Consider the following 25532-nt stretch of genomic DNA (forward strand, 5'->3'; position numbering starts at 1 on the left):
CGGCCCATGCCCGGCCAGTTGAACACCGTCTCGACCAGGAGCGCGCCGGAGATCAGGTTGCCGAACTGCAGCCCGGCGACGGTGAGGATGGGCAGCGCCGCGTTGCGCAGCGCGTGGTGGAACAGCACCGAGCGCTCCGAGGCGCCCTTGGCGCGCGCGGTGCGGATGTAGTCGGCGCCGAGCACCTCCAGCATCGAGGCGCGGGCGAGCCGCGCGTACTGCGCCAGATAGATGATCGCCAGGGTGAAGGCCGGCAGCACCAGGTGGTGGGCGACGTCGGCGGCGCGCAGCCAGAAGCCGGCGTCGCGCAGGCGCACCGACTGCATGCCCTCGACGGGGAACACCGGCAGCACCGAGGCGAACAGGATGATCAGCATGATGCCGGTCCAGAACACCGGCACCGCATAGCCCACCGTGGCGAAGACCGAGACGAAGCCGGACAGGAGCCCGTTCGGCCGCCAGGCGGCGAGAACGCCGAGAATGACGCCCACCGCGATCGCCATGAGCTGTGCGCTGACGACGAGCAGGATCGTCGGGCCGATGCGCAGCGCGATCAGCTCCGTCACCGGCTGATTGAAGAAGAAGCTCTGGCCGAAATCGCCCCGCACGATGTTGCCGAGATAGATCCAGAGCTGGGCGAGAAGCGGCTTGTCGAGGCCGTATTCCCGGCGGATCGCCTCGAGAACCTCCTCGGTGACGCCGCCCATCTCGCCGGCGATCACCATCGCGGGGTCGCCCGGCGCCAGGCGGATCAGCAGGAAGTTCAGCACCACCACGCCGAGCATGAGCAGCGCGCCGTAGAGCAGGCGCTGCAGAAAGAAGGAGACGGTCATGCGCGGGGCCGCCCGTGGCAGGCAGGCGGCGCGCGATGCGCGGCGCACGCGGTATGGCGGCCGCCGGCAGGCGGCGTGATGAGGTCGGGCATCTCGGCGTCGTCCAGCGTTGACATTGCGCGCTTATAGCAGATACGATGCGTTATACAATGTGTTCGTATCGTATATCAATACGATTTTCGACTCAACCCGAAAATCTGCCGCCGCGGACCTCTCGCCCCGCCGGCGGTCCGCGCCGCGGCGCGACACAAGAGGGAACCGCCATGCGCTTCGTCGCCGCCTTGATGCGACACGAGACCAACACCTTCTCGCCGATCGCCACACCGCTTTCGGCGTTCTTCCGCGGCTCCTGGAACAACGGCCCGCTCTACGGCGCGGACGCGATCGCCGGCTATCGCGGCACGAACTACCCGCTCGCCGCCTTCATCGACCTGGCCGAAGAGGCCGGCGCCGAGCTCGCGGTGCCGATCGCCGCCAACGCGTCGCCGAGCGGCGTCGTCACGGATGCGGCCTTCGAGGCGATCAGCGAGAGCATTCTGGATGCGTTGCGCGGCGGCTGCGACGCGGTGCTGCTCGACATGCACGGCGCCATGGTCACCGAAAGCCACGACGATGCGGAGGGCGAGCTGCTGCGGCGCGTACGCGCCGTCTGCCCCGACGTTCCGGTCGCCGTCGCGCTCGACTTCCACACCAACCTGTCGCCGGCGATGGTCGACAACAGCACCGTCATCACCGGTTACCGCACCTATCCGCATGTCGACATGTACGAGACCGGCGCGCGCGCCGGCGCGACGCTGCTGCGGGCGCTGAAGGGCGAGGTCGATCCGGTGATGGTCTGGGGCGCGCGGCCGATGCTGCCGCACATGCTGCGCCAGACGCCGGCCGAGCAGCCGATGAAGGACATCATGGACCGCGCGATACGGGCGGAGGCCGAGGGCGCGGTGCTCAACGCCTCGGTGTTCGGCTCGTTTCCGCTGGCCGACACGCCGCACACGCGCCTGTCGGCGGTGGTCGTCGCCGACCGCAAGGCCGAAGGCGGGCAGGCGCTGTGCGACGCGCTGCTCGACGAGGCGTGGACACGCCGGCGCGATTTCGTCTTTCCGCTCGAGCCGATGGAGCGCTCGATCGCGCGGGCCCGCGAGTTGGACGACGGCCCCGTCATTCTCGTCGACCACGGCGACAACACTGGTGCCGGCGGCTGCCAGGACGTGATGGCGGTCATCGAGGAGGTTCTGCGCCAGGGGCTGGAGGACGTGGCCGCGGGCCCGATCTGCGATCCCGAGGCGGTCGCCGCGATGATCGAGGCGGGCGTCGGCAACCGGGTTTCGCTGCCGGTCGGCGGCAAGACCGCGATGCCGGCGCTGAACCTCGTGCCGCGGCCGCTGCACCTGGAGGGCGTGGTCACCACCATCACCAACGGCCGGTTCCGCATCTCGGGTCCGATGATGACCGGCATCATGGTCGATCTCGGCCGCTGCGCGGTGCTCGATACCGGCGCGATGCAACTCGTCGTCAGCGAACGCCGGCTGGAGCCCTTCGACATCGGCAGCTTCACGCATGCCGGCATCGACCCGACCCGCAAGCGCTACGTGCTGATCAAGTCGCGGCAGCACTTCCGCGCCGGATTCGAGCCGATCGCCCGGCACATCGTGCTGGTGGCGGGGCCCGGCGTGTGCAGCTCCGACTACAGCCTGTTTCCGTTCGAGCGGCTGGAAAGACCGATCTTCCCGCTCGACGGGGACCCCGAGGGGCAGACCAAGAGCAAGAACCGAGAGGAGATTCGACCATGACCAAGCAATTCGGCCTGGCGCTGACACGGCGCCGCCTGATGCAGGGAGCCGCGGCCGCCGGGGCCGCGCTGGCGCTCGGGCCGCAGCGTTCCGCGCGCGCGCAGTCGCGTGGCGGCGAGCTGGTGATCGGCCAGCCGACCTTCCGCCACCTCAATCCGGCCATCCAGTCGGGCAACGCCACCGGCGTGCCGGGCACGCAGATCTTCGCCGGCCTCATCCAGCTCGACGACGCGTTCAACCCGCAGCCCTACCTGGCCGATTCGTGGGAGGCGAGCGACGATGGCTTGAGCCACACCTTCCATCTCAACCGCGACGCCGAGTTCCACGACGGCAAGCCGGTGACGGCGCGCGACGTTGCCTTCTCGCTGCAGGTGGTCAAGCAGAACCACCCGTTCGGGCCGACCATGTTCGACGCCGTCAGCGAGGTGCAGGCGGTCGACGACAAGACCGTGCGCATCGTGCTCGCCACGCCGCATCCCGCGCTGATGAGCGCGCTGTCGCCGCTGCTGATGCCGGTGCTGCCCGAGCACGTCTACGGCGCCGGCAACATCCGCGAGAACGAGGCCAATCTGCGGCCGGTCGGCTCCGGCCCCTTCCGCTTCACCGACTACCGGCCGGGCGAGTTCCTGATCCTCGACCGGCACGAGGGCTTCTTCCGCGAAGGGCGGCCCTATCTCGACCGGCTGCTGTTCAACGTCAACAAGGATCCCGTGGTCAACGTCCTCGGCCTGGAGCGGGGCGACGTCGACTACCTGCCGTTCGCCCTGGTGCGGGTGAAGGACGTCGAGCGGCTGAAGGAGAACGCGGATCTCGTCGTCACCACCGACGGTTACGAGGCGCTCGGCGCCACCAACTATCTGGAGTTCAACCACCGCGTGAAGCCGCTCGACGACGTGCGGGTGCGCAAGGCGATCTCCTATGCCATCGACCGCGACTTCATCGCCGAGCGCCTGCTGCGCGGCGAGAGCCGGCGGCTCGACGGGCCGCTGACGGCGTCGAACCCCTTCGCCACCACCGACCTGGCGACCTACGACGTCGACCTGGACAAGGCGCGGGCGCTGCTCGACGAGGCCGGCCATCCGGCCGGTGCCGACGGCATGCGCTTCGCCCTGACGCTCGAATGGCTGCCGGACGCCAACATCAACAGCCAGGAGCCGATCGCCCAGTACCTCAAGCCGCAGTTGAGGAAGATCGGCATCGACGTCGAGCTGCGCCCCAACCCGGACTTCGCCAGCTACGCGAACCGGATCGGCAACTGGGAGCACCAGCTCGCCATGAACGGCATCTGGAACTATCCCGATCCGGTGATCGGGGTGAACCGGGCCTATGTCTGCGACAACCAGCGCAAGGGCGTCATCTGGTCGAACACGGAAGGCTACTGCAACGAGCGGGTCGACGAGCTGCTCGCCCAGGCGGCGGTGGAAACCGACGTCGAGAAGCGCAAGACGCTCTATGCGCAGTTCCAGAAGATCGTTACCGACGAGCTGCCGTTCGCCTGGACCAACGAGGAGCCGCTCTACACGATCTACCGCGCGGGCCGCGTCAACCCGCCGCTGAGCGTGTGGGGTGCGCTGGCGCCGTTCGACGGCATGAGCTGGGGCTAGGGTCCGCGGTGCCGCATCGCATAGGCTGCGCCGCGGTGCGATAGCCGCGGCGGGGTTGCGCGCCCGCCGTCCGAGCAGGTGGCGGGCGCACGGTCGCGGCGGCGGCGAAAAGGGGAGGGGTCCATGGTGCAATGGCCGGACGGCGCGCGCTGCGCGGTGACGCTGACATTCGATTTCGACGCGGAGACCAACTGGCTGGCGCGCGACCCGGCCAATGCCAGGCGGCCGGGCACCCTGTCGCAGGGCACCTACGGCGCCCGCGTCGGCGTCCCCAGGATCCTCGACCTGCTGCGCCACGAGGGGCTGCCGGCGACGTTCTTCGTGCCCGGCTGGGTTGCCGAAGAGCGCACCGAACGCGTCGAGGCCATCCTCGCCGCCGGCCACGAGATCGGCCATCACGGCTATCTGCATCGCTGGGTCGATCCCGACCGGCCGGACGAGGAGGTCGAGGAGATGGAGCGCGGCCTGGCCGCGCTCAAGTCGCGGCTCGGCGTTAAGCCGTCGGGCTATCGCTCGCCGGCCGGCGAGGTCAGCCCCAATCTCATCCGCCTGCTCGTCGAGAACGGCTTCCTCTACGACAGCTCGCTGATGGACAGCATCGAGCCCTATCACCACGTCATGCCGGACGGCGCGCAGGGTCCCGTCGAACTGCCCTGGCACTGGAGCCTGGACGACGCGCCCTACCTCTTCTTCTCGCTCAAGACGCCCAAGCCGATCCTCACCAACGAGCACATCCTGTCGATCTGGCAGGCCGAGTTCCGCGCCATCCACGAGCAGGGGGCGCTGTTCAACCTGGTGATGCATCCGCAGGGCATCGGCCGGCCGTCGCGGCTGGCGATGCTGCGCGACTTCATCGCCTTCACGCGCACCTTCGAGGGCGTGTGGTACGCATCGGCGCAGCAGGTCGCCGCGCACTGGCGCGCGGCCGTGCCGTACGATCCCGCCGACGGCCGGATCAATCCCTTCATCGCCGAAAGGGTGCCGAACCCATGAGCGGCGACGACACGGTCCTGGTTTGGGGCGGCGGCGCGGTCGGCGGCACCGTGGCCGCCTATCTCGCGCGCGCCGGCCATCCCGTCACGCTGGTCGATCGCGATGCCGCGCATGTCGCGGCGATCAACGAGGCCGGCCTGTCGGTTCGCGGGCCGGAGGGCGATTTCACCGTCCGCGTGGACGCGGTGCGGCCGCAGCAGCTCGCCGGCCGTTTCGCCACCGTGCTGCTGGCCGTCAAGGCGCATCACACCGAGCCGGCGGCGACGGCGATCGGGCCGCATCTGGCCGCCGGCGGCGCCGTGGTCTCGCTGCAGAACGGGCTGTGCGAGCTGACGCTGTCGCGCGTGCTCGGCCGCGAGGCCGTGGTCGGCGCCTTCATCAACTTCGGTGCCGACGTCACGGCGCCGGGGGCGCTGCTCTACGGCAATCGCGGCGCCGTGGTCGTCGGCGAGCTCGACGGCGCGGCGCGGCCGCGCACCGGGCGCCTGGCGGCGCTGATGCGGCACTTCGAGCCCGAGGCGCGCGTCACCGACAACATCTGGGGCTATCTGTGGGGCAAGCTCGCCTACAGCGCGCTGCTCAAGGCGTCCGCGCTCTGCGACACGCCGCTGGCGGCCTTCATCGCCGATGCCGAGCTGCGCGCCCTGCATGTCGCGCTGATCGGCGAGATCCTGGCGGTGGCCGCGGCCGACGGCGTGCGGCCGGTCGGCTTCAACGGCTTCGATCCGGCGCCCTTCGCCGCCGGCGACCGCGAGGGCATCGACCGTTCGATCGCCGCCATGGCGGCCTTCAACGGCGCCTCGGCGAAGCAGCACAGCAGCACCTGGCAGGATCTGGCGGTGTTCCGGCGGCGCAGCGATGCGGCGGCGCAGCTCGCGCCGGTGTTCGCGACGGCCGACCGGCACGGCGTCGCGGTGCCGTGCAACCGCAAGCTCATCGAGCTGATCGGGCAGGTGGAGGCCGGGCGTGCCGCACGCGGCGCGGACCTGGTCGCCGTGCTCTGCCGGGCGGGCGCGGCATGAGGCTCGCCGGGCGCAGGATTCTCGTCACGGGCGCCGCCTCGGGCATCGGGCTTGCCGTCGCGCGGCTGTTCGCCGGCGAAGGTGCCCGCCTGGCGCTGCTCGACCTCCGCCGGCCCGAAGACGACGGCGAGCGCCGCGCCGACGGGTCGGGCGATGCCCTCGCGGTCGCCTGCGACGTGGCGCGGGCGGACCAGGTCGAGGACGCGGTGGCGACGGCGGCCGACCATCTCGGCGCGCTCGACGGCATCGTCAACGCGGCCGGCGTCGACCTCGTGTGCGACTTCGAAAGCATGCAGCCGCGCGACTGGGAGCGCGTGATGGCGGTCAACCTGACCGGCCCGATGCTCGTGTGCCGCGCGGCGCTGCCGCATCTCGCGGGCCCGGCGACGATCGTCAACGTCGCCTCGGCGGCCGCCCTGGCGCCGCTCGACCGGCGCGCCGCCTACTGCGCGTCGAAGGCGGGGCTGGTGATGCTGACCAAGGCGCTGGCGCTGGAGCTGGCGCCGCGCGCCGTCCGCTGCAACGCGGTGTGCCCCGGCGTCATCGACACGCCGATGCTGCGCGCCTCCTACGAGAAGGCGCCCGACCCCGACGCCGCCTACCGGGCCATCGTCGGGCGCAACGCGATGCGCCGGGTCGGCGCGGCCGACGACATCGCCCGCGCCGTGCTCTACCTGTCGGCGGCGGATTCGGGGTTCGTGACCGGAACCACGCTCACCGTGGACGGCGGCCGCGCGTTCCACTGACCTGCCGCCGGCGCGCGGCGGCGGGCTACCGGCTCAGCGCCTTGGCGGCTTCCAGCGCGAGCGGGCCGAAGCGGGCGCGGAAGTCGGCCACCGTCCATTCGCTGAGCGAGGCGGCGATGTGCACGGCGGCGATCGGTGCGCCGTCGGCGTCGGTGACCGCCGCGGCGAGCACGACCTCGCCGATCAGGCTTTCCTCGACCGCCAGCGCATAGCCGTCGCGGCGCGCCTCGGCGATCTTGCCGCGGATGCCGGGCAGGTCGAAGATCGTCTTCTGGGTGATCGGCCTCAGCTCCGAGCGGTCGAGGATGTCGTCGACCTTGGCGTCGTCCATCAGCGCCAGCATGGCGCGCCCGCCGGAGGTGAAGAAGACGGGCAAGCGCCGGCCGATCAAAGTGGCGGGGAAGTTCTCGCGCTTGCTCTGCAGGCGGATCGCATAGACGATCGAGACGTCGTCGAGCAGGCTGAGGTCGACCCGCTCGCGCGCCGTCTTGCGCAACTCGATGAGCACCGGCGTCGCCCGCTCGATGATCGGCGTCATGCGCAGGTAGTCGTACGTCCTGTCGAGGATGCGGCGGCCCGGCACGAAGCCGTTGCCGTTTTCCGCCCGCTCGAGATAGCCGAGGCCCTGCAGCGTCGCGACGGCGCGCTGCACCGCGCTCTTGTCCATCGACACCATCGATGCGATCTCGCCGAGCGAGCGCGGCCGGCCGGCGCGGCCGACGGCCTCGAGCACCTGAAAGGTGCGCACCACCGACTGCAGCGTCAGGCGCGGGTCGACGGCGGCAACGCGCGCGGCGGCGCCTGTGCTGTCTGCCTTCGGCATCGGCTCACTCCGTTGCGATGTGGCCATGTCGGTTGACATGCCGGGCGGGCGGAAACTATCGTCTGATTCAATTCGATCGTATCGAAATACGATACGAAACGGCGATTGCGAGGTCAACCCCTCGCGCCGAGGTTGCAAGTGGAAGCGGAGGACGGGCGATGGCGCAAGAGGGCTTGCAGGTGCAGGCGGAAGGCGGGCGGGCCGCTGCCGAGGGCGAGCCGATGGTTCTGGTCGGCCGCATGATGTCGCCCTATGTGCGCCGCACCGCGGTGCTTCTCGACCTGCTCGGGCTGCCCTTCCGGCTGCGCCCGCTGGCCGCGGTGGCGGAGCAGGAGGCGCTGCGCGCCGTCAATCCGGTCGGCCGGGTCCCCGCGCTGCTGGTCGACGACACGGTGCTGGTCGACAGCACCGCGATCGCCCTGACGCTGCTCGACCGGCACGACCCCGACGAGGCGCTGCTGCCGCGCCGCGGGCCGGCCTATGCGGAGGCCCTGCAGCTGCTGTTCGTCGCCAACGGCGCGCTGGAGAAATTCGTCGCCGCCTACTACGAGAAGACCCGCCGGCCGGCCGAGCGCGTGCACCAGGAGTGGATCGTGCTGTGCGAGGGGCAGGCGGCGAGCGCGCTCGACGCGCTGGAGACGCGCGTCGGCGAGCCCTTCGCGCTGGGGGGCAGCCTGAGCTATGTCGATCTGGCGCTCGCCACCGCGCTGACCTTCATGGCGGCCAACGGAACGGCGTTCGACGCGGTGCGGCACGCCCGCCTCGAGGCGCTGCGTCAGCGCTGCGAGGCGCATCCCGCGCTCGCCGCCCGGCAGCCCGGCTGACGGGCCGGGGCCAGCCCTCAGCGCACATAGGCGCCGCTGTCCAGAAGCCGCGTCTCGAAGCCGGCGATGCGCTCCAGCGCCCGGTCGGAGCGCGCCACCATCGCCGCGATCAGCACCTCGGCCATGGCGAAGGCGGCGATCAGGCTGGGCAGGGCCTGCGGCCCGAACATCGGCGGCGTCAGCACGAGGTCGGCGCCGGCGGCGATCGGCGAGCGGAAGCCGTCGGTGATGGCGATGGTGCGGGCGCCCTGCCGCTTGGCCAGCTCGAAGGCGCGCACCGTCTCGACCGAATAGAGCGAGAAGGTGATGGCGACGACGACGTCCGCCGTCCCGGTCTCGGAGATCAGGTCGTGGATGTCGCCGGGGCCGGTCATGCGCGCGGCGAAGTTGGGAAACGCCATGCCGCCGGTATAGGCGAGATAGTGGGCGAGCGCCTGGCAGCTTCGCACGCCGACGCAGTGCACCTGGCGGGCCTGCAACAGCATGTCGGCGGCGCGCTCGATGGCGGCCAGCGTGTCGGCCTCGAACAGGGCGTCGATCGCCTGGTGCGAGGCCGCGCGCACGGCGCGGAAGATGGCGTCGCGCTCGCTGCCGCGCAGCCGCGCGGCGCGGCTGCTGTACAGGTCGGAGCGCTGGCGCAGCGCCTCCTGGAAGGCGCCGCGGCAGGCCTCGAAGCCCTCGAAGCCGAGCGCCTGCGACAGCCGCACCACCGTGTTGGCATTGACGCCGGCGCGCTCGGCGAGCCCGCGCACCGAGTGGAACGCCGCCTCCTGCGGCTGCTCGAGCATCCAGTCGGCCAGCCGCGCCACCTCCGGCGCGGCGTCGCGGCTGAGCGCGGAAAGCCGCCGCCGTAGGTCGTCGAGGGTCGGGCCGCCATCTGTTACGGATTCGAGCGTCATCGGGGACACGTTTGTGTTCTTTCCTTGACCATTTTGAACGATCCGTCTCATCATGCAACCGCCGCGGACCCCAACGCGGCCAAACTAGGGAGATTCGACACATGTCCAAGACCATCATCGGCGCAGTCGTGGCGGCGGCCACGGCGATGTTCGCCGCACCGGGCATCGCCCAGGAGCAGACCTTCGTCACCATCGGCACCGGCGGCGTCACCGGCGTGTACTATCCGACCGGCGGCGCCATCTGCCGGCTGGTCAACCGCGGCCGCGCCGATCACGGCATCCGCTGCGGCGTGGAATCGACCGGCGGCTCGGTGTTCAACATCAACGCCATCCGCAGCGGCGAACTCGAATTCGGCGTCGCCCAGTCGGACTGGCAGTACCACGCCTACAACGGCACCTCCCGCTTCGAGGAGCAGGGGGCGTTCGAGGAGCTGCGCGCGGTGTTCTCGGTGCATCCCGAGCCCTTCACCGTGGTGGCCAGAGCCGATGCCGGGATCGAGACGTTCGAGGACCTGAAGGGCAAGCGCGTCAATGTCGGCAACCCGGGCTCCGGTCAGCGCGGCACGATGGAAGTGCTGATGGACGAGATGGGCTGGACGATGGACGACTTCGCCGTCGCCTCCGAGCTGCAGGCGGCCGAGCAGAGCCAGGCGCTGTGCGACAACAACATCGACGCCATGGTCTACACCGTCGGCCACCCGTCGGGCTCCATCCAGGAGGCGACGACGGCCTGTGACAGCGTGCTCGTTGAGGTGTCGAACGAGGCCGTCGACCGGCTGGTCGAGGAGAACCCGTTCTACCGCGTCGCCACCATCCCCGGCGGCATGTATCGCGGCAACGCCGAGGACACGACGACCTTCGGCGTCGGCGCCACCTTCGTGACCTCGTCGGAGGTTCCCGAGGATGTCGTCTACGAGGTGGTCAAGGCGGTGTTCGAGAACATGGACCAGTTCCGCAGCCTGCACCCGGCCTTCGCCAATCTCGACCCCGAGGAGATGGCCAATGACGGCCTGTCGGCGCCGCTGCACGCCGGCGCCGAGCGCTACTTCCGCGAGGCCGGCCTGATCGAGTGATCGGCCGCGTTTCCGCGAGCCACAGCGTGGTCCCGGGCGCCGCCGGCGTCCGGGACCCTGGTCGAGCGGCGCCGGTGGGAGGGCGAGCGCAATGAACGAGCAAAGCGAACGGGCCGCCGGCCGCCAGTTCACCGACGAGCAGCTCCAGGACCTCGTCGTCAGCACCGACAGCGGCGCACGGTCGCCGACCAGCCGCAGCGTGGCGCTGCTGATCTCCGGCCTGGCGCTCGCCTGGTCGCTGTTCCAGCTCTGGATCGCCCAGCCGCAGCTCTGGTTCGCGCAGTACCTGCCGGTGCTCAACTCCTCGCAGACGCGGCCGATCCACCTGACCTTCGCGATCGTGCTGGCCTTCCTGGCCTATCCGGCGTTCAAGGCGTCGCCGCGCCGGCACGTCCCGCTCGTCGACTGGGCGCTGGCCGCCGTCGGCGGCTTCTGCGCCTTCTACGTGTTCCTCTACTCCGAGCATCTGGCGCTGACCGCGCGCTCCGGTCTGCCGACGCCGACGCAGGTCGTCATCGGCACCGTCGGCCTGGCCATCCTGCTCGAGGCGAGCCGGCGCGCGCTCGGCCCGGCGCTCACCGTCGTCGGCCTGGTGTTCCTGCTCTACGCCTATATGGGCACCGGCTGGCTGATCCCCGACCTGATCGAGCACGAGGGGCTGTCGTTCAGCGCGCTGATCAACGCGCAGTGGCTCGACACCGCCGGCGTGTTCGGCATTCCGCTCGGCGTGTCGACGGCCTTCGTCTTCCTGTTCGTGCTGTTCGGCTCGCTGCTCGACAAGGCGGGCGCCGGCAACTACTTCATCCAGCTCGCCTTCGCCGGGCTCGGCCATCTGCGCGGCGGGCCGGCCAAGGCCGCCGTCGTCGGCTCGGCGATGACCGGCCTGATCTCCGGCTCGTCGATCGCCAATGTGGTGACGACCGGCACCTTCACCATCCCGCTGATGAAGCGGGTCGGCTTTTCCAACGAGCAGGCCGGCTCGGTCGAGGTCGCCTCCTCGGTCAACGGCCAGATCATGCCGCCGGTGATGGGCGCGGCCGCCTTCCTGATGGTCGAGTTCATCGGCATCTCCTATCTCGAGGTCATCAAGCACGCCTTCATCCCGGCGGTGATCTCCTACATCGCGCTGATCTACATCGTGCATCTGGAGGCGCTGAAGAAGGACATGCCGGCGCTCGGCGAGGCGAAGTCCTTCGGCGGCATGATCGTGCGCTTCTTCGTCGGCTTCGCCGTCGCCGGCGCCGGCTTCACGGCGCTGATCTATGCCGTGGGGGCGCTGCGCGCGGTGGCGCCGGCGCTCACCGGGCCGATCATGATGGCGGTGCTCTTGGCGGTCTATGTCGGCCTCGTCGCAGTGGCCGCCAGGCGCCCCGACCTCGCGCTCGACGACCCCAACGCAAAGGAGATCCGGCTGCCGACCGTCGGCCAGGTCTATGCCACCGGCCTGCACTTCGTGCTGCCGATCGTCGTCCTCGTCTGGTTTTTGATGGTGGAACGCCAGAGCCCGGCGAAATCGGCCTTCTACGCCACCGCACTGATGCTGCTCATCATCGTCACCCAGCGGCCGCTCAAGGCGCTGCTGCGCGGCCAGGGCGAGGCGGTCGGATCGGAGACGCGGGCCGGCTTCGGCGACCTGCGCGAGGGGCTGATCGCCGGCGCGCGCAACATGATCGGCATCGGCGTGGCGACGGCCGCAGCCGGCATCATCGTCGCCACCGTCACCAAGACGCCGATCGGCACCGAGCTCGCCGGCCTGGTCGAGCAGCTTTCCGGCGGCGTGCTGATCATCATGCTGATGCTGGTCGGGCTGTTCTCGCTGATCCTCGGCATGGGCCTGCCGACGACGGCCAACTACATCGTGGTGTCGTCGCTGATGGCCTCGGTGGTGGTCTCGCTCGGCGCCCAGGAGGGGCTGATCGTGCCGCTGATCGCGGCGCATCTGTTCGTCTTCTATTTCGGCATCATGGCCGACGTCACGCCGCCGGTCGGCCTGGCCAGCTTCGCCGCCGCGGCGGTGTCGGGCGGCGATCCGATCCGCACCGGCTTCACCGCCTTCTTCTACTCGCTGCGCACGGTGGCGCTGCCGTTCCTGTTCATCTTCAACCCGACGCTCATCCTCTACGGCGTCGACCTGGGCACCATGGCAGGGGTGCTGCAGGCGCTCTTCGTGTTCGTCGTCGCCACCTTCGCGATGCTGCTCTTCGCGGCCGCCACGCAGGGCTACTTCCTGGCGCCGTCGCGGCTCCACGAGAGCGCGGCGCTGCTGCTCGTCGCCTTCACCCTGTTCGTGCCGAACGTCTGGCTCGACATGGTGCAGAGCCCGTTCCGCGCGGTGCCGCCGGCCGCCTTCGAGCGCGTGCTCGCCGAGGTGCCGGAGGGCACGCGGCTGCGCCTGCAGATCCGCGGACCCGACTTCAACACCGGCGAAATGGCCGAGACGACGCTGACGATGACCGCCGAAGGCGCGAGCGCGGCCGAGCGCATCCAGAACTCCGGCCTGCTGCTGATGCCCGAGGGCGACGTCGTGCGGCTCGAGGAGCCGATGTTCGGCAGCACGGCGGCGGAGAAGCTGGCCGATTTCGACTTCTACTCCGACACGCCGGTGGAGCTCGCCGTCGTCCAGGTGCCGCGCGATCGGCTGCCGGCGCAGCTCTTCTACCTGCCGGCGCTGCTGCTGCTCGGGCTCGTCATCGCGCTGCAGCGCCGGCGCCAGACCAAACCCGCCTTCTGAGGAGACGATGGCGATGTTCAAGACCGTCCTGTTGCCGATCGACCTGTCGGCCGCGGCGAGCTGGTCGAAGGCCCTGCCGGCCGCGCTGCACCTGGCCGGACCGCAGGGCGTGCTGCACGTGGTGACCGTGGTGCCCGACTTCGGCCTGTCGGTGGTCGGCGGCTATTTCGACCGCGACTTCGAGAAGAAGGCGCTGCACGAGGTGGGCGAGAAGCTGTCGGCCTGGATCGGCAGGAACGTGCCGGACGAGGTGGAGGTGCATCCGCACGTCATGCACGGCCGCGTCTACGACCAGATCATCAGCGCGGCCGACAGGCTCGGCGTCGAGGCGATCGTCATGGCCTCGCACACGCCGGAGCTGTCCGACTACCTGCTCGGGCCCAACGCGGCCCGCGTGGTGCGCCACGCCCGCCAGTCGGTCTTCGTGGTGCGGGGGGAGTGACGATGACGCGCCACGTGTTCGGCCGCTCGGCGGCCGCGCTGCCCGTCGTGGCGCGCGGCGAGGGCTGCTATCTCTACGACACCCGGGGCCGCGCCTATCTCGACGGCTCGGGCGGCGCGGCGGTCTCCTGCCTGGGCCATTCCGACGAGGGCGTGCGCGCGGCGATCCGCGCGCAGCTCGACCGCGTCGCCTTCGCGCATACCGGCTTCTTCACCTCGCAGGCGGCGGAGGATCTGGCCGACGCGCTCGTCGCGCGCGCCCCCGAGGGCATCGAGCGGGTCTACCTTGTGTCCGGCGGCTCGGAGGCGATCGAGGCGGCGATCAAGCTGGCGCGGCAGTATTTCGTCGAGAAGGGCGAGCCGGGCCGGCACCGGCTGATCGCGCGGCGCCAGAGCTACCACGGCAACACGCTCGGCGCGCTGGCGGCCGGTGGCAACGCCTGGCGGCGCGAGAAGTATGCGCCGCTGCTGATCGAGACCTCGCATGTCGCGGCCTGCTACGAATACCGGCTGCGCGCGGCGGGCGAGAGCGCGCACGCCTACGGCCAGCGCGCGGCGGCCGAGCTGGAGGCGGAGATCGAGCGGCTCGGGCCGGAGACGGTGATGGCCTTCATCGCCGAACCGGTGGTCGGCGCGACGGCCGGTGCGGTGCCCGCCGTCGAAGGCTATTTCCGCCGCATCCGCGAGATCTGCGACCGCCATGGCGTGCTTCTGATCCTCGACGAGGTGATGTGCGGCATGGGCCGCACGGGCACGCTGTTCGCCAGCGAGCAGGAGGGCGTGGCGCCCGACATCGTGGCCGTCGCCAAGGGGCTCGGCGCCGGCTACATGCCGATCGGCGCGATGCTGTGCTCCGGGGCGATCTACCGGACGATCGCCGAGGGCTCGGGCAGCTTCCAGCACGGCCACACCTATCACGGCCATCCGCTCGCCGCGGCGGCCGGCCGGGCGGTGCTCGAGGCGATCACCGGGCGCGACCTGCTCGCCCAGGTGCGCACGCGCGGCGACCTGCTCGCCGCCCGGCTCGACCGCGCCTTCGGCCAGCATCCGCATGTCGGCGACATCCGCGGCCGCGGCCTCTTCCGCGGCCTCGAGCTGGTCGCCGACCGGGCGACGCGGCAGCCCTTCGACCCCGACCGCAAGGTGCATGCGCGCGTCAAGGCGGCGGCGATGGACGAGGGGCTGATCTGCTATCCGGCCGGCGGCACCGTCGACGGGCGCAGCGGCGACCACGTGCTGCTGGCGCCGCCCTACATCATCTCCGAAACCGAGATCGACCAGCTCGTCACGCGGCTGCAGCGCGCCATCGACCGGGCGATCGCGGCGTGAGCCGGCTGGCGCGGCTGCCGCGCATCATGCTGGCGCCGAACGGCGCGCGGCGCGGCAAGGCCGACCATCCGGCCCTGCCGGTGACCATCGCCGAGACGGTGGCGGCGGCGCGCGCCGGCTTCGCGGCCGGGGCGCAGGCGCTGCACGCCCATGTGCGCGATGCGGCCGGCCAGCACACGCTCGACGCCGGCCTCTACCGCGAGCTGATCGCCGCGATGGCCGAGGCCGTGCCGGCCATGCCGGTGCAGATCACCACCGAGGCGGTCGGCCGCCATGCGCCGGACGAGCAGCGCGCGGTGGTGCGCGCGGTGATGCCGGAGGGCGTGTCGGTGGCGCTGCGCGAGATGTGGCCGCAGCCCGGCCCTGATCGCGCAGCGGCCGCCTTCTACGCCTGGGCGGCGGAGGCGGGAATTGCCGTCCAGCACATCCTCTACGGCCCGGACGACGTCGCGCGGCTCGCCGCGCTGGCCGGTGACGGCGCGCTGCCGCAGCCGCTGCAGCTTCTGTTCGTGCTCGGCAGCTACGCCTCGCAGAGGCCGGCGCGGCCGGGCGAACTCGACGCCATGCTGGCCGCCGCCGGCAGTCTGGCGGAGGCGGGGGCATGGGCGGTGTGCGCCTTCGGCCGCCACGAGCAGGCCTGCCTGCTCGCTGCCGCCGCGCGCGGCGGCTGCATGCGCATCGGCTTCGAGAACAACATCGCGCGGCCCGACGGCACGCCGGCGCGCGACAATGCCGGCCAGGTCGCCGCGCTCGTCCGCGCGCTGGCCGCGCAGGACGCCTGAAGCCGCTCCGCCTCTCCCGCCATCGCCGAGCGGCGCTCGCTCGCCGGTCCCGGGCTTTTCGCATGGGCGCTCGGAACCCGCGCGCTTCCTTCGCCGACGGGCGTCAGAGGGCGGGGTTCGGCGCGGCCGGCGCGCGCGGTGCGGCGGCTTCCGGTAGCGGTCCGCCGAAGGCCGCCCACTCCTCGCGCGAGAAGGCCGACTGGCTGAGATCGACGAACTCGCGGATGACGTGCCGGTTGCGGGCGAGCTTGCGATAGGTGATGCCGTAGCTGAGGCTCGGCAGCGGATCCTCGAGCGGCAGGCGCACCACGCGCCGGAAGCGGTCCAGCTCGGGCTGGTTCGGCGACACGCTGAACAGCGAGACGCCGCGCCGCGCCGCCACCATGTTGAGGATCATCTCGTAGTTCTGCGAGTGGTAGACGATGTCGGGCTTGAGGCCGAGCGCGGTGAACAGGTTGCGGAAATAGGAGACGCCTTCGGGCGTCGTCGGCAGGATGAAGGATTCGCCCAGCAGGTCCTTCAGGCGCACGCTGCCGCGTTTCGCGCAGGGGTGGTCGGCCGCGACGACCGCGTGCGTGTGCGCCTCGAAGAGCGGCGCGAAGCTCAGCGTCTGCGAGAGCTCGGTGCTGAAGCCGAAGACGACGTCGAGCGCGCCCGACAGCAGCATCTCCGTCAGCTTCTCGTTGAGCGATTCCACCATCGTCAGCGCCAGGTCGGGATGCAGCCGGGCGCATTTCGTGACGATCCGCGGGATGAAATAGGGCGCGGCGGAGGAGAAGTAGCCGATGCGCAGGTTGCCGCGGATGCTCTGGCCGAGGCTGGAGATGTGTGCATCGAAGGCGGCGAGCTCCTCGAGGATGGCCTGCGTGTGAACGGCGAAGGCGCGACCGGTCGGCGTCAGCTCGACCCCCTTCGCCGGACGCCGCATCATCAGGTGGACGCCGAGCCGCGCCTCCAGGCCGTCGATGGAGGAGGCGATGGCGGATGGCGAGACGGCGAGCTCGTCGGCCGCCAGGCTGATGCTGCCCAGGCGGGCGGTGGCCTCGAAATAGCGAAGCTGCTTGAAGGTGAAGTGCATCGCGCTCCGGCTCCTGCGTCTGCTCGGCGTCTCACGGCTGCGTCGCCCTGACGAGCATAGCGTGTCCGGTGCGCGGGCGCGAACGGCGGATGCCGCCGGCGCCGCCCGGCCGCGCGGCGCGGCCGGTGCGGCGGCCCGATCGCCGCGGCAAAAGGGGCGGACGGCAGCCGGCGGCACACCCGCCAACATCCCGCCGCGCAAGGCTTTTTTCAGGTTCGGCGAGAGCAGTCGCGACCAAACCACGGAGTTTCTGAGGAAGTACAGCAGATGTTTTAGCTTTTCGCCCGCCGGACCCAAATCTATCCCTCGATGAGAGCCAGAAAGGCCAAGGCCGGAGAAGAAGCCGGCGCGAGACGGGAGGGACCCCAGGGACGATGGCGACGCGGCTTGTGGCAAACGGCACGATCGTCACGATGGACGCCGACAGGGCGATCATCGAGGACGGCGCCCTGGTGATCCGCGACAGCCGCATCGCCGCGGTGGGCCCGACGGCCGAACTCGCCGGCCTCCACCCGAACGCCGAGGTGATCGACGCGACGGGCATGCTGGTCGTGCCGGGCCTGATCGACGGCCACAACCATCCGCTCCACTTCCTGTCGAAGGGCCTGTTCGACGACATCGCGCTGGCCAAGCGCTGGGCGACGCGGCTCTACCCGTTCGAGACGAGCATCAGCGAGGCGCAGACCTATGTCGGCTCGCTGGCGAGCTTCGCGGAAATGCTGCTCAGCGGCACGACCTGCGTCGTCGATCCGGGCAGCATGTATCCCGAAGCGACGATCCGCGCCGCCGAGGAGATCGGCATGCGGCTGGTCACCTGCTTTCCGGCGAGCGACGTGTCGAGCGCCGAGCGGCCGCTGCCCGAGCATGTGCGCGGCACGGCGGAGGAGCTGACGGCGCGCTCCGAGGCGCTTTTCCGCGACTGGAACGGGCACGCCGACGATCGCATCCGCATCTCCTTCGGGCTCAGGAACGCCGCGGTCAGCGACGCGCTGTGCCTCGGCATCAAGCGACTTTCCGACCGGCACGGCGCGATGATCCACACGCATCTGGCGGTTACCGACGCCGAGCGGGCGATGATCGAGGCGGCGTTCGGCGAAAGCGGGATCGACCGCTTCGCGCGCCTCGGCCTGCTCGACGGCGCGCTCTACGCCGCCCATATGGGCGCGCTGTCGCAGCGCGAGCTCGAGACGGTGATCGCGGCCGGAACGGTCGCCGCGCACTGCCCGTCGGCGAGCATGCTCGGCGCCTTCGGCTGCATCGCGCACGGCCGGTTTCCCGAGCTCGTGGCGGCCGGGGCGCCGGTGACGCTGGGCACGGACGGCGCCAGCATCAGCCGTTTCCTCGACATGGTGCGCATCATGTATCTCGCCGCCTGCGCCCACAAGGATGCGCGGCAGGACGCCGAGGTGATGGGCTGGCGGCCGGCCTTCGAGATGGCGACCGCCGGTGCGGCCGCCGCGCTCGGCTGGGACGACGCCATCGGCTCGCTGGAAGCCGGCAAGCGGGCCGACCTGGTGCTGGTCCGCACCGACGGGCTCGAATGGTGCCCGCGGCCGGGGCTCAATCCGGTGGCCAACCTCGTCTACGCCTCCGGCGGCCATCGCGTCGACACCGTGTTCGTCAACGGCCGGCGGCTCGTCGCCGGCGGCCGGCTGACCGCCATCGACACGCAGGCGCTGAAGGACAAGGCGATCCGCGCCGCGCACGACGCACAGCAATCGAGCGGCATTCCGGCCGACCCGGTCTGGCCGGTCCGCAACACAGCGACCTTGAGGGAGGGCATCCGTGAAGCCATTGACTAGCCATGCCAAGCGATACCGGCTGGGCGCCGACATCGGCGGAACCTTCACGGACATGTCGTTGCTCGACGAGGCGACGGGGTTCGTGCAGATCGCCAAGGTGCCGTCGACGCCGTCGACACCGCATCTGAGCGTCGTCCACGGCATCGAGGCGCTGATCGCGCGCTACGGGCTCGACCCCGCCGAGATCGGCTACTTCGTGCACGGCACCACCATCGGGCTCAACTCGATCATCGAGCGCAAGGGCGCGGCGACCGGCCTGCTGGTCACCCGCGGCTTCGGCGATCTGCTCGATCTCGGCCGCTCGCGGCTGCCCAACGTCTACGACCTGCTGGTCGAGAAGCCGGAGCCGCTGATCGACCGCTCGCGGGTGCGCGAGATCGACGAGCGGATGCTGGCCGGCGGCCGCGTGCAGAAGGCGATCGACGTCGAGGAGGTCGTCAAGGCGGCGGGCGAGCTGGTGGCGGAAGGCGTCGAGGCGATCGCCGTCAGCTTCCTGCATTCCTACGCCAACCCGGCGCACGAGACGGCCGCCCGCGACGCCATCGCGGAGGCCTTCCCCGGCCTCTTCGTGTGCACCTCGTCGGGCACCTGGCCGCAGATCCGCGAATACGAGCGCAGCATGATCAGCGTGACGAACGCGTTTCTCGGGCGGCGCATGTCGAATTACTACAGCAACCTGATCGAGGACATCGAGAAGCTCGGCGTGCCGGCGCACGCGCTGTCGACCAAGTCGAACGGTGGCATCATGACGGTCGCCAGCGCCCGTTCGATCCCCGTCGAGACCCTGTCTTCCGGCCCGGCCGCCGGCGTCATCGGCGCGCAGTTCGTCGGCGCGTGCATCGGCGAGCGCAAGCTGATCTGCCTCGACATGGGCGGCACCAGCACCGAAGTCGCCGTCATCAACGAATCCATCCTCTACGCCAACGAGTCCAGGATCGGCGACTTCGAGCTGGTGCTGCCCTCGGTCGACGTGAACTCGATCGGTGCGGGCGGCGGGTCGATCGCCTGGATCGACTCGGCCGGCATCCTGAAGGTCGGCCCGGAGAGCGCCGGCAGCCAGCCGGGCCCGGCCTGCTACGGCCGCGGCGGCGAGGACGCCACCATCACGGACGCCTATGTGGCGACCGGCATCGTCGATCCCGACGCCTTTCTCGACGGCGAGCTCAAGCTCGATCCGGCGCTGGCGCACCAGGCGCTCGCGCCGATCGGCGCCGCGCTCGGCCTCGACGTGCAGGCGGCGTCGGAGGCGATCCTGCGCGTTGCGACGTCCAACATGTACTCGCAGCTCGTGCCGCTGATGGCGCGCAAGGGCGTCGACCTGTCGGAATACGCGCTGCTGTGCTACGGCGGCGCCGGCCCGACGCACGGCGCGCTGCTGGCCAAGGAGGTCGGCATCACCAAGGTGGTCGTGCCGGTGGCGCCCGGCGCGCTGTGCGCGCTCGGCTCGCTGGTCGCCGACGCCAAGAGCGACTTCATCGCCACCTTGAACCGGCCGCTCGACGCGGAATCCGCCGGTGCCACGCTGCAGGCCGCCGAGCGCGGCATCGAGGCGCTGGAGGAGCGCGCCCGCGGCTGGATCAAGGGCGAGCGGATCGCCGTCGAGAGCGAGGGCACCGTGCGCAGCCTCGACATGCGCTACCACGGCCAGTCCTTCGACGTGACGGTCGACGTCTCGCATGTCGACCTGGCCGCGCCGGACGCCTTCGCGCAGGTGGTGGAGGCCTTCGAGGCCTTCTACCGCAGCGTCTACGGCCATCTCGACCCCTCGGCGACCATCGAGATCGTCAACCTGCGGGTCACCGCGGTCGGCACCACCAGGAAACCCCGGCTCGCCGAGCTGGCGGATGGCGGCGGCGACGGCGACGGCGAGCCGGAGCCGCGCACCCGGCGCACGGTGTTCCTCGAGGGCCGCTCGCAGGAGGCGGCGGTCTACACGCGGAGCGCGCTGCGCCGCGGCGACGTCTTTTGCGGTCCGGCGATCGTCGAGCAGTACGACACCACGGTCCTGTTCCCGAGCGGCTTCCGGTGCCGGGTGGACAGCTATGGAAACATCATCGGGGAGGCGGTGTGATGACGGCGATCGACTTCGACAAGGTTCTGCTGGAGATCCTGCACAACCGGTTTTCCGGCATCACCAGCGAGATGGGGCACATCGTCCACAAGGCCTCCTTCACCCCGTTCATCAAGGAATCGTGGGATTTCGGCGTCGGCCTGGTGAGCCGCCGGGGCGAGATCTTCGGCTATCCCCGCGACATCGGCGTGTCGCTGATGATGGGGGCGCTGATGGGCGACGTGCTCGACGCCTTCGACGACTACCAGCCCGGCGACATCGTGATCGCCAACGACCCCTACACGACCGGCGGGCTGTGCACGCATCTGCCCGATTTCCACCTCTTCAAGCCGTACTTCCACGACGGCAAGCTGGTCAGCTTCAGCTGGGCCTTCGTCCATTCAACCGACGTCGGCGGCATGACGCCGGGCAGCGTGACCCTCGACGCGCACGACATCTACCAGGAAGGCCTGCGGCTGCCGCCGATGAAGCTCTACCGGGCCGGCAAGCTCAACGAGGAAATCCTCGACATCATCAAGCTGAACTGCCGCATCCCGGCGCACAATGCGGGCGACATCCAGGCTCTGGTGTCGGCCATGGTGACGTCGGAAAAGCGCATGGCCGACACGATCGGCAAGTACGGCCTGGAGACGGTCGAGCGCGGCATCGACGCGTTGCTCGACTACGGCGAGCAGCGCACGCGGGCGATCATCGAGCGCATTCCCGACGGCGCCTACACCCTGTCCGACTACATGGAGGTGAAGGACGGCGGCGAGACGGCGAGCCGCTTCGCGCGCATCAACCTCACCCTGACGGTGGCGGGCGACGGCATCCATCTCGACTTCACCGGGACCGATCCGCAGGTGCGCGCCTCGCTCAACATCCCGACCTTCGGCAAGAACCACCACTTCATCAACGGCGGCATCGTCAACTACTTCCAGTCGATCGACCCCAGCATTCCGCTCAACTGCGGCGTGCTGCGCCCGATCAGCGTGACCCTGCCCAAGGCCTCGATGCTCAACCCGGAGGCGCCGGCGGCGGTGAGCGCGCGCTTCGTCACCGTCATCCGCGTGACGGAGCTGATCTACGGCGCGCTGTCGCGGCTCACCTCCGATGCCGGATCGGCCGGCGCGGCGACGCTGGACGTGCTGCCGGCGGCCGGTTCGGGCATGCTCGGCGCGCTGCTGCTGGCGGTCAACAAGCCGGGCTCGAACGAGCTCAAGGTCGACGTCCTGCAGCCGCTGTGGGGCGGCAGCGGCGCCCGGCCGAGCCGCGACGGGCTCGACGGCGCCGACCTTTCGGCCGGCTTCCTGCGCAACATTCCCGTCGAGGCCGCCGAGACGGCGATGCCGGTGCTGATCGAGCAGTACAAGCTGCGCACCGACACCCCGCCGCCGGCCGGCAAGTGGCGCGGCGGCGTCGGCCTCGACATCAAGCTGCGGATGCTCGCGCCCAACAGCCTGATCACCGCGCGCGGCATGCAGCGCTGCCACACCCAGCCGTGGGGCAGGAAGGGCAGCGAGGCCGGCCGCTGCGGCAACACCATCGTCAACGACGGGCGGCCCGACGAGAAGGTCTTGCACCGGATCACCGATTCCGTGCTGCTGCAGGCCAACGAGACGCTGCGCCTGCTGACGCCGAGCGGCGGCGGCTACGGCGACCCGCTGCAGCGCGACCCCGCGCGCGTGGCGCGCGACGCCGAGCGCGGGCTGCTGTCGCCGCGCGACGCGGCGGAGCAGTACGGCGTCGTGCTGCAGGACGACGGCTCCGTCGACGCGGCGGCGACGGCGGACCTGCGCGGCAGGCGGGCGGCAGAGGCGGGCGCGCCGGAGGAGTTCGTCTTCGGCGCGACGCGTGCCCGGCTCGACGCCGTCATGCCCGATGCCTGCCAGGACGCGCTCGCGCGGTTGCTGCAGGATCTCGCGGTGGTCGAGAAGCAGTTCCTGCGCCGCAAGGCCTGGGCCTGGGCCGAGCGGCATGCCGCGCGCGAGGGCCAGCCGCCGAGCGTCGAGGCGCTGAGCGCCTATGTCGCGCGCCTCATCGACGATCCGGCCGCCGACCAGTCGGCCGAGGAAGAGGCGCTGGCCGCCGCCGAATAGCGGCCCGGCGCGGCGGGAGGAGGACCGCCCGACACACCCTTCGCCGGCGTGCGGCGCGCGGCGGCGGAGACATCGAACGGGGCCAAGAATGGGAGGATTGCAATGCCCGGACCGAAACACATCCTGACAGGCGCGCTCGTCGCCCTGGCCACCTTCGCCGTCGTCGCGCTGCAGGGCGCGGCGATGGCACAGACGCGCGGCGGAACGCTGACGATCGGCTGGCCGCATGTCGTGCGCAGCCTCAACCCGGCCGTCAGTTCCGGCGTCGCGACCGGCGTGCCGGCGGCGCAGATCTTCGCCAGCCTGCTGCGCTACGACGACGACTGGAACCCGCAGCCCTACCTGGCCGAGCGCTGGGAGGTCTCCGAGGACGGCCTGACGGTCACCGTCACGCTGGTCGAGGGCGCCGTCTTCCACGACGGCGAGCCGATCACCTCGCAGGACGTCAAGTTCTCGATCGAGGCGGTGAAGGAGAACCACCCCTTCGCCACGATGTTCGCGCCGGTGACCGGCATCGAGACGCCGGACGCGCGCACCGCCGTCATCCGGCTGTCGGCGCCGCACCCGGCGATCCTGACGGCGATGTCGGGCGTGCTGCTGCCGATCATCCCCGAGCACGTCTACGGCGACGGACAGGAGCTGCGCACGCATCCGGCCAACGTCGCGCCGGTCGGCTCCGGACCGTTCGAGCTCGTCGAGTTCATCGCCAACGAGCGGATCGTGCTCAAGCGCTTCGACGACTTCTTCATCGACGGGCGCCCGTATCTCGACGAGATGGTGTTCCGGATCAATCCCGACCCGGTGAACCTCGTCCTGCTGATCGAGAACGGCGACGTCGACATGCTGCCGCTGCTCGGCGAGCCGCACCTCGTCAGCCGCCTCAAGGAGAAGCCCGGCATCACCGTGACCGACCAGGGCTACGAGGCGCTCGGCGCCAGCAACTGGGTCGCCTTCAACCTGCTCGACGAGCGGCTGAAGGACAAGCGCGTGCGCCAGGCGATCGCCTATGCCATCGACCGCGACTTCATCGTCAACGCGCTGCACCGCGGCGCCACGCGGCCGGCGACCGGTCCGCTGCCCGAAGGCAGCCAGTTCTACACCGGTGACGTGAACCTCTACGAGGTCGATCTCGACAAGGCGAACGCGCTGCTCGACGAGGCCGGCTATCCGCAAGACGACGAGGGCGTGCGCTTCGAGCTGACGCTCGACTACATCCCCGGCCTGCCGGCCCATCACAAGCTGGTCGCCGAATATGTCGCCACGCAGCTTCGCAAGGTCGGGCTCAAGGTCAGCGTGCGCAACGCGCCGGACTTTCCCACCTGGTCGAACCGCGTGGCGAACTGGGACTTCGACATGACGATCGACGGCGCCTGGGGCTGGGGCGATCCGGTGATCGGCAACCACCGCACCTATCTGTCGGACAACATCCGCAAGGGCGTGATCTGGAGCAACACGCAGAACTATGCCAGCCCCGACGTCGACGCGCTGCTGGCCAAGGCCGCGGTGGAGATGGATAGCGAGGCGCGCCGCGCGCAGTATGCCGAGTTCCAGAAGATCGTCACCGAGGACCTGCCGGTCTACGGCACCGCCTCGCTGGCCTTCCATACCGCGTATCGCGACATCGTGAAGAACCCGCCGACGAGCGTGTGGGGGCCGATGTCGCCGATGGACGCGCTCTACCTCGAGCCGGCGGCCGGCGAGTAGGCGCCGGCGCCGGACGGACCGCCGCACCCGCGGCGGCCCGTCCGGCGCGGCCGTCCGCAGCACATCCAAGCGAAGTGAGGCCGACGTGATGTTCCTGGCTCAGCGCCTCCTGATGGGCGCCGTTCTCGTCGCAGGCGTTCTCGTCCTGAACTTCCTGCTGATCCGCCTGGCGCCCGGCGATCCGGCCCAGGTTCTGGCGGGGCAGATGGGCGGCGCCACGCCGGAGCTGCTCGCCCGGATCCGGGCCGACTACGGCCTCGACCAGCCGCTCGCCGGCCAGCTCGCCACCTATCTCGGCAACGTGCTGCGCGGCGATCTCGGCACCTCCTACTTCTTCGACCGGCCGGTCGCCGAGCTGATCGCCGCGCGCATCGGCCCGACCATCCTCCTGGTCGTCACCGCACAGCTCGGCGCCATCCTCCTCGGCGTGGTGATGGGCGTGCTCGCCGCCCGGCGGCCGCACGGCCTGCTGTCGGGCGCGGTCACCGTGCTTGCCACCGTCGGCTACGCCACGCCCGTCTTCTGGACGGGGATCATGCTCATCATCCTGTTCGCCTCGATCCTGCCGGTGTTCCCGGTCGAGGGCATGGCCGACGCCAGCTATGACGGCAACCCGCTCGCCTATGCGCTCGACGTCGCCCACCATCTGGTGCTGCCGGCGGCCACGCTGGGCATCATCTTCCTCGCCCAGTACGCCCGCCTGGCGCGCGCCTCGATGATCGACGTGCTGGGCACCGACTACATCCGCACCGCGCGCGCCAAGGGGGTGCGGCAAAGGCGCGTCGTCTTTCACCACGCGCTGCGCAACGCCATCCTGCCCATCCTCACCGTCGCCGGGCTGCAGTTCGGCAACCTGATCTCCGGCGCGCTCCTGGTCGAGACGGTGTTCAACTGGCCGGGCATGGGCCG

The 25532-nt window shown here is 70.6% G+C and carries 20 protein-coding genes; 16 read left to right on the forward strand and 4 right to left on the reverse strand.

What is annotated here, in order from left to right; genetic code table 11:
* Positions 1–833, reverse strand: an 833-nt coding sequence (locus N1F89_RS16150; protein WP_290085277.1) for an ABC transporter permease, incomplete at its 3' end; no start/stop codon positions are given.
* Between the two features lie 263 nt (positions 834–1096).
* Here N1F89_RS16150 and N1F89_RS16155 point away from each other — a divergent pair.
* The 5 genes from N1F89_RS16155 (at position 1097) to N1F89_RS16175 (ending at position 6988) form a co-directional block, all read left to right on the forward strand.
* A complete protein-coding gene (locus N1F89_RS16155; RefSeq protein ID WP_290085278.1) occupies positions 1097–2623 on the forward strand; it encodes a M81 family metallopeptidase in 1527 nt (508 codons plus the stop codon).
* Positions 2620–4227, forward strand: a complete 1608-nt coding sequence (locus N1F89_RS16160) for an ABC transporter substrate-binding protein (protein ID WP_290085281.1) — start codon at positions 2620–2622, stop codon at positions 4225–4227. The genes N1F89_RS16155 and N1F89_RS16160 overlap by 4 nt, the downstream gene beginning before the upstream one ends.
* Before the next feature lie 123 nt (positions 4228–4350).
* The gene (locus N1F89_RS16165) at positions 4351–5220 is read left to right on the forward strand and encodes a polysaccharide deacetylase (protein ID WP_290085283.1); all 870 of its coding nucleotides are present in this window, start codon (positions 4351–4353) and stop codon (positions 5218–5220) included.
* Positions 5217–6242 (forward strand): 2-dehydropantoate 2-reductase, encoded by a 1026-nt coding sequence (locus tag N1F89_RS16170; RefSeq protein ID WP_290085285.1) that lies wholly within the window; start codon positions 5217–5219, stop codon positions 6240–6242. The genes N1F89_RS16165 and N1F89_RS16170 overlap by 4 nt, the downstream gene beginning before the upstream one ends.
* The gene (locus N1F89_RS16175) at positions 6239–6988 is read left to right on the forward strand and encodes an SDR family NAD(P)-dependent oxidoreductase (protein ID WP_290085286.1); all 750 of its coding nucleotides are present in this window, start codon (positions 6239–6241) and stop codon (positions 6986–6988) included. The genes N1F89_RS16170 and N1F89_RS16175 overlap by 4 nt, the downstream gene beginning before the upstream one ends.
* Before the next feature lie 25 nt (positions 6989–7013).
* Here the strand turns inward: N1F89_RS16175 and N1F89_RS16180 are convergent, their stop codons facing one another.
* The gene (locus N1F89_RS16180) at positions 7014–7811 is read right to left on the reverse strand and encodes an IclR family transcriptional regulator (RefSeq protein WP_290085288.1); all 798 of its coding nucleotides are present in this window, start codon (positions 7809–7811) and stop codon (positions 7014–7016) included.
* Positions 7812–7969: 158 nt separating this feature from the next.
* Between N1F89_RS16180 and N1F89_RS16185 the strand changes: the two genes are divergently transcribed.
* Positions 7970–8635, forward strand: coding sequence for a glutathione S-transferase family protein (locus N1F89_RS16185; RefSeq protein WP_290085290.1), 666 nt, complete (start codon positions 7970–7972; stop codon positions 8633–8635).
* A 17-nt stretch (positions 8636–8652) separates the two neighbouring features.
* On the opposite strand, the gene N1F89_RS16190 is transcribed toward N1F89_RS16185, so the two are convergent.
* Entirely contained in the window at positions 8653–9534 is an 882-nt protein-coding gene (locus tag N1F89_RS16190; RefSeq protein ID WP_290085292.1) for a MurR/RpiR family transcriptional regulator, read from the reverse strand.
* A gap of 92 nt (positions 9535–9626) precedes the next feature.
* Here N1F89_RS16190 and N1F89_RS16195 point away from each other — a divergent pair, with 92 nt between their 5' ends.
* The 5 genes from N1F89_RS16195 (at position 9627) to N1F89_RS16215 (ending at position 15890) form a co-directional block, all read left to right on the forward strand.
* Positions 9627–10607, forward strand: coding sequence for a TAXI family TRAP transporter solute-binding subunit (locus N1F89_RS16195; RefSeq protein ID WP_290085310.1), 981 nt, complete (start codon positions 9627–9629; stop codon positions 10605–10607).
* A gap of 91 nt (positions 10608–10698) precedes the next feature.
* Positions 10699–13338, forward strand: a complete 2640-nt coding sequence (locus N1F89_RS16200) for a TRAP transporter permease (protein ID WP_290085294.1) — start codon at positions 10699–10701, stop codon at positions 13336–13338.
* 13 nt (positions 13339–13351) lie between these two features.
* Positions 13352–13780, forward strand: coding sequence for a universal stress protein (locus N1F89_RS16205; protein WP_290085295.1), 429 nt, complete (start codon positions 13352–13354; stop codon positions 13778–13780).
* 2 nt (positions 13781–13782) lie between these two features.
* A complete protein-coding gene (locus N1F89_RS16210) occupies positions 13783–15108 on the forward strand; it encodes an aspartate aminotransferase family protein (RefSeq protein WP_290085297.1) in 1326 nt (441 codons plus the stop codon).
* Positions 15105–15890, forward strand: a complete 786-nt coding sequence (locus N1F89_RS16215; protein ID WP_290085298.1) for a 3-keto-5-aminohexanoate cleavage protein — start codon at positions 15105–15107, stop codon at positions 15888–15890. Before N1F89_RS16210 ends, N1F89_RS16215 begins: the two co-directional genes overlap by 4 nt.
* 103 nt (positions 15891–15993) lie before the next feature.
* Here N1F89_RS16215 and N1F89_RS16220 read toward each other — a convergent pair whose 3' ends face one another.
* Entirely contained in the window at positions 15994–16968 is a 975-nt protein-coding gene (locus N1F89_RS16220; protein ID WP_290085300.1) for a LysR substrate-binding domain-containing protein, read from the reverse strand.
* Positions 16969–17342: 374 nt separating this feature from the next.
* Between N1F89_RS16220 and N1F89_RS16225 the strand changes: the two genes are divergently transcribed.
* From N1F89_RS16225 to N1F89_RS16245, 5 genes are all read left to right on the forward strand, one after another.
* Positions 17343–18770 carry an amidohydrolase family protein gene (locus N1F89_RS16225; RefSeq protein WP_290085302.1) on the forward strand — a complete coding sequence of 476 codons (1428 nt, stop codon included), beginning with the start codon at positions 17343–17345 and terminating at the stop codon, positions 18768–18770.
* Positions 18754–20841 (forward strand): hydantoinase/oxoprolinase family protein, encoded by a 2088-nt coding sequence (locus tag N1F89_RS16230; protein ID WP_290085304.1) that lies wholly within the window; start codon positions 18754–18756, stop codon positions 20839–20841. The genes N1F89_RS16225 and N1F89_RS16230 overlap by 17 nt, the downstream gene beginning before the upstream one ends.
* Positions 20841–22919: a hydantoinase B/oxoprolinase family protein gene (locus N1F89_RS16235; protein WP_290085306.1), complete on the forward strand. Its 2079-nt coding sequence runs from the start codon at positions 20841–20843 to the stop codon at positions 22917–22919. The genes N1F89_RS16230 and N1F89_RS16235 overlap by 1 nt, the downstream gene beginning before the upstream one ends.
* 102 nt (positions 22920–23021) lie before the next feature.
* Positions 23022–24623: an ABC transporter substrate-binding protein gene (locus tag N1F89_RS16240; RefSeq protein ID WP_290085307.1), complete on the forward strand. Its 1602-nt coding sequence runs from the start codon at positions 23022–23024 to the stop codon at positions 24621–24623.
* 88 nt (positions 24624–24711) lie between these two features.
* On the forward strand, positions 24712–25532 hold an 821-nt coding region (locus N1F89_RS16245), incomplete at its 3' end, for an ABC transporter permease (protein WP_290085308.1).

This window comes from Aquibium sp. A9E412, assembly GCF_030398335.1.
GTDB lineage: Bacteria > Pseudomonadota > Alphaproteobacteria > Rhizobiales > Rhizobiaceae > A9E412.